The following is a 4,347-nucleotide window of genomic DNA, read 5'->3' as shown; positions in this document are numbered from 1 at the left end:
TAAAGCACTGGTGCAAATCCCTGCAGTACATAACGGCGTTATTACTAAGCTTTATTACCAAAAAGGTGAAATTGCTAAAGTACACGCGCCACTATTTGCAATGGATGTTGAAGGTGCACCGGCAGCACAGCAGCCAACAAGTTCAGCACCATCAGAGTTAACTCAAGAGGCTCCAGCGCAAACAGGTACAGCCCTTGAAGACTTTATTTTACCAGACATTGGTGAAGGTATTGTTGAGTGCGAAATTGTCGATTGGCTTGTTGCTGAGGGTGATGAAATCAAAGAAGACCAAGCCGTTTGTGATGTAATGACTGACAAGGCGCTTGTTCAAATTCCGGCAAAACACACCGGTCGTGTGACTAAGCTGTATCATCAAAAAGGTGAAATTGCCAAAGTACATGCACCACTTTTCCAAATGGAAGTAGCTAGTGCACAAGTTATCGATATTCAAAAGAAAGTGGTAAACGCGCAGCAAAATGCTCCTGTTAAGCAACAACCAGAAGAAATTCCAGTTGTAGCGAATGCAGGCAAAGCAGTTGCAAGCCCAGCAGTGCGCCGTTTAGCTCGAGAGCACAATTTAGATATTTCAAAGGTTGTTGGCTCAGGTAAAAATGGCCGTGTGTATAAAGAGGATATTCAGCGCTTCTTAAATGGTGATAGTAACAGCCAATCAGTTGCGCCTGAAGCTACGCCAGTTTTAGCAAGTCAGGCTAGTACACGTGTTGAGCCAATTCGCGGTATGCAAGCAGCGATGGCAAAGCAGATGATGGATTCAGTTTCTACTATTCCACACTTTACTTTAAGCGATGAAATTGATTTAACCGATCTAATCAGCTTACGTAAAGATTTAAAAGAGCAGTATGCAAAGCAGGGTGTTAAGCTCACCATGATGCCTTTCTTTATCAAAGCGCTTTCGTTAGCACTGAAAGAATTCCCTGTGATAAATTCACAGGTAAATGCCGATTGTACTGAGCTAACATATTTCAATGACCATAACATTGGTATGGCAGTAGATTCAAAATTAGGCCTATTAGTACCTAATATTAAATCATGCCAAACTAAGAATATGGTTGAAATCGCCAATGAAGTATCACGTTTGACTGATCAAGCACGCGAAGGTCGTGTTAGTCCACAAGATCTTAAAGGTGGCACTATTTCAATTTCGAATATTGGTGCAATTGGGGGGACTACAGCGACGCCAATTATCAATAAGCCTGAAGTTGCTATTGTTGCCCTTGGTAAACTTCAACACTTACCGCGTTTTAATGTTAAAGGTGAGGTTGAAGCCCGTGCAATTATGCAAATTTCATGGTCAGGCGATCACCGCATTATTGATGGCGCAACCATGGCGCGTTTCAATAATTTGTGGAAGCACTACCTAGAAACACCAAGTGCCATGTTAATGGCAATGAGTTAATAAAAAGGGGTCGAAAGACCCCTTTTTATATTAAGTAAAGTAAATAACCAATTAATAAACTTGGTACTGCAGTATACAAAGTACCAATCAAAGCCGCTTTGGGAGCAAGGGCAATCGCAGGGAAGAGCGCATCACCATCATTGGATATGGCATTTGCCATTAACGCTGAAAATGGAATGTGACCTTGCATATAAAGCGTAGTGACGATTATTTGTGGTCCACAACCCGGTAACAGCCCTACTAAACAGGCCATTAAAGGCATTAAGTAAGTGTACTGATTAAATAAAAGAGAGATATCAGTTCCGAACCATAGTTTGAATAACTCATAAGCCAAGAAACCAATAACCACCCAACTGGTGATAAAGTGCGTATCTTGCAGCACTTTAACTTCTAAATTATGATCGTCGACTTCATCTTCTGCTGTTACATCTTGGTACGTTTTACCAATTGACGAGAGCGACCACAAAACAGCTACTATAAAACAACAGACAGCAGCAATGCTTGTAATAGAGCTTGATACGCCATCATTAAATTGAAACTGAAATGCTAATAACAAAGCCACAATCGTCATTGGTAATACGATACTTTGCCAAAACCGTTTACTAAAAGTGGTGATTAACTTCGGCACATTTTTACATTGATGCTGTTGATTTTCTGTTTGCTCTGGCACTAAAGAGTCAAATTTATGAAATCTATTTACTAGCCAACCAAACAAGGTACCTGTAATAACACTTATCAATAACACTAAAAGTGCCGTTTGTGGTTTTGCAGCGATAAGTAAAAAGGCCGCATCCCCCATAGTTGAAATTAATACAGCGACAAATGCCCCAAAGCTTGCCTGTTTTTTAGTGTATTGCGTCACCACAATAATTGCTCCACCACAGCCTGGTAGTGCGCCTAAGAGTGCTGCAAATGGTACTTCGAGTCTTGGTGCAACCTTGGTTATATAACTGAGCTCTAATTGCGGGAAGCGTTTTACGGCAATGTAATAGCCGTAAAGGGTAATGGCTACAAATATGCTTACTTGTAAAAAGGCATCAGCTAGGGCAGTGATCACTATATGTTGGGTGGTTGGATTAAGCCACAAACACACTATGATTAATGGAAGGAAAAGTCGCTTATAAGCTAAAACACTTTTAACAGTGTGTTTTGAACCAGTTAATTGTGAGAGAAATAGAAACATAGTGATACCTAATATGCGATTAGTTTCACTATAGTATTAACGGTAATGCGAATCAATCCCATTACCGTTTAATTTAATCAATTGCTATGATTATTTTTTTCGTTGGAACTCAGATTTTTCGTACCACTTTGGCCAATCTTTGCTGTCAGCAATATCTAAGCCTACTTGATAAAATAACTGAAGATCTTGGATTGCACCTGATAAATCCCAGCCATTACGGAATTGATCACATGGTTGATGGTAACAACCACGTAAAATTAATCCCATACGTTTGCGGTATCGTGCTGTTTCTTCGTCAATCGCTTGTGTTCCACCGCCGGAATACATTGCTGGAATACCCATCTGTGCAAATGCGAAGTGATCTGAGCGGTAATAACCACCGGCAGCAGGGCGAGGGTCGCCTGATAAAGTACGGTTTTGAGATTTAGCAGCACGTGCCAAATATTCATCCATTTCAGATTTACCTGCACCAACCACACTAATATCTGTAACACGGCCTAATAGGTTTAAGCTATCCATATTGATGTTAGCAACCGATTTATTTGCGGCAATAATTGGATTAGCAGCATAGTATTTTGCACCAAGTAAACCTTGCTCTTCAGCAGTTACCGCTAAAAAGGTAATTGAGCGAGCTGGTTTTGTCGGTAACATTGAAAATGCTTCTGCAATTTCAATCATACCCGCTGTTCCTGTGGCGTTATCGTGTGCGCCATTATAAATATTATCGCCTTTTTTACTTGAATCTTTACCTAGGTGATCCCAGTGTGCAGAGTAGATAATGTGCTCATTTGGGGTGCTACTACCAGGTAGTGTCGCAATAAAATTACGTGAAATTGATTTTTTAATTTCACTTTTAACTGTAACAGATGCTGTTAAATCACCCATACCAACAGAGTAAGCACCTTTGGCTGCTTTTTCTTTCTCTTTTGCAAAGTCTAACCCTGCTTTAGCAAATAGTTCATTAGCGACGTCTAGCGTCACCCATCCTTCAACGGCAACGCGGTCCATATTGTTATTTTCTTTTTGAAAACCAAATTGCGGGCCTGACCATGAATTTTCAACAACTGACCAAGGGTAAGATGCAGGTGCGGTTTCATGTACAATAATCGCACCTGCGGCACCTTGACGTGACGCTTCTTCATATTTGTAAGTCCAACGTCCATAGTAGGTCATTGCATTACCTGTAAATAACGTGTCATCTTGCGTCGCAAAGCCTGGGTCATTTACCAAAATAACAACGGTTTTACCTTTTACGTCAATATTTTTATAGTCGTTCCAGTTATATTCTGGCGCGTTAATACCATAGCCAACAAACACCAGCTCTGAATTTTCAATCGACTCAAGTTTGCTCATGCGGCTTGTGCCCATCACCATATCTTTTTTGTACTGATATGCTTTACCGGCGATGTTAAGCGTCATATCTGGTGATGCTTCAATTGAAACTAATGGCACATCTTGGTAAAAGCTACCGTTATTACCGCCAATAAAACCAAGTGATTTGAAGTGTTTTTCTAAGTAAGCGAGAGTGAGCTCTTCGCCTCTAGTTGACGGTGCACGCCCTTCAAATTCATTTGATGCGATTGTTTTTATATGTTCGCTAAGCTGTTTTGCATTGATACTGTTATACGCAGCATTGAGTGCTTGTTCATTATTTTGTGTCGCACAGCCACTAAATAGCAACGAGACAGCAAGACCTATTGGTGTTAGTTTTTTCATAATTCAACCTGTGTCACAAATTTAGCCGATT

3 protein-coding genes are annotated in these 4,347 nt (G+C 40.6%); 1 reads left to right on the top strand and 2 read right to left on the bottom strand.

All coding sequences use genetic code 11. The features are described from left to right. Positions 1–1,417 (top strand): dihydrolipoyllysine-residue acetyltransferase (locus ABYD77_RS18025; protein WP_372771485.1); only part of this gene is annotated, 1,417 nt, incomplete at its 5' end. Positions 1,418–1,442: 25 nt separating this feature from the next. On the opposite strand, the gene ABYD77_RS18020 is transcribed toward ABYD77_RS18025, so the two are convergent. Then, the gene (locus ABYD77_RS18020) at positions 1,443–2,600 is read right to left on the bottom strand and encodes a putative manganese transporter (protein WP_372771484.1); all 1,158 of its coding nucleotides are present in this window, start codon (positions 2,598–2,600) and stop codon (positions 1,443–1,445) included. Between the two features lie 90 nt (positions 2,601–2,690). Continuing rightward, positions 2,691–4,316: a M28 family peptidase gene (locus ABYD77_RS18015; RefSeq protein WP_372771483.1), complete on the bottom strand. Its 1,626-nt coding sequence runs from the start codon at positions 4,314–4,316 to the stop codon at positions 2,691–2,693. Positions 4,317–4,347 lie beyond the last annotated feature (31 nt).

Origin of the sequence: Pseudoalteromonas sp. (genome assembly GCF_041629635.1) — a bacterium.
Taxonomy (GTDB): Bacteria; Pseudomonadota; Gammaproteobacteria; order Enterobacterales; family Alteromonadaceae; genus Pseudoalteromonas.
Note: the sequence above shows the minus strand (reverse complement) of the source record. Positions and strands in the feature narration are given on the sequence as shown.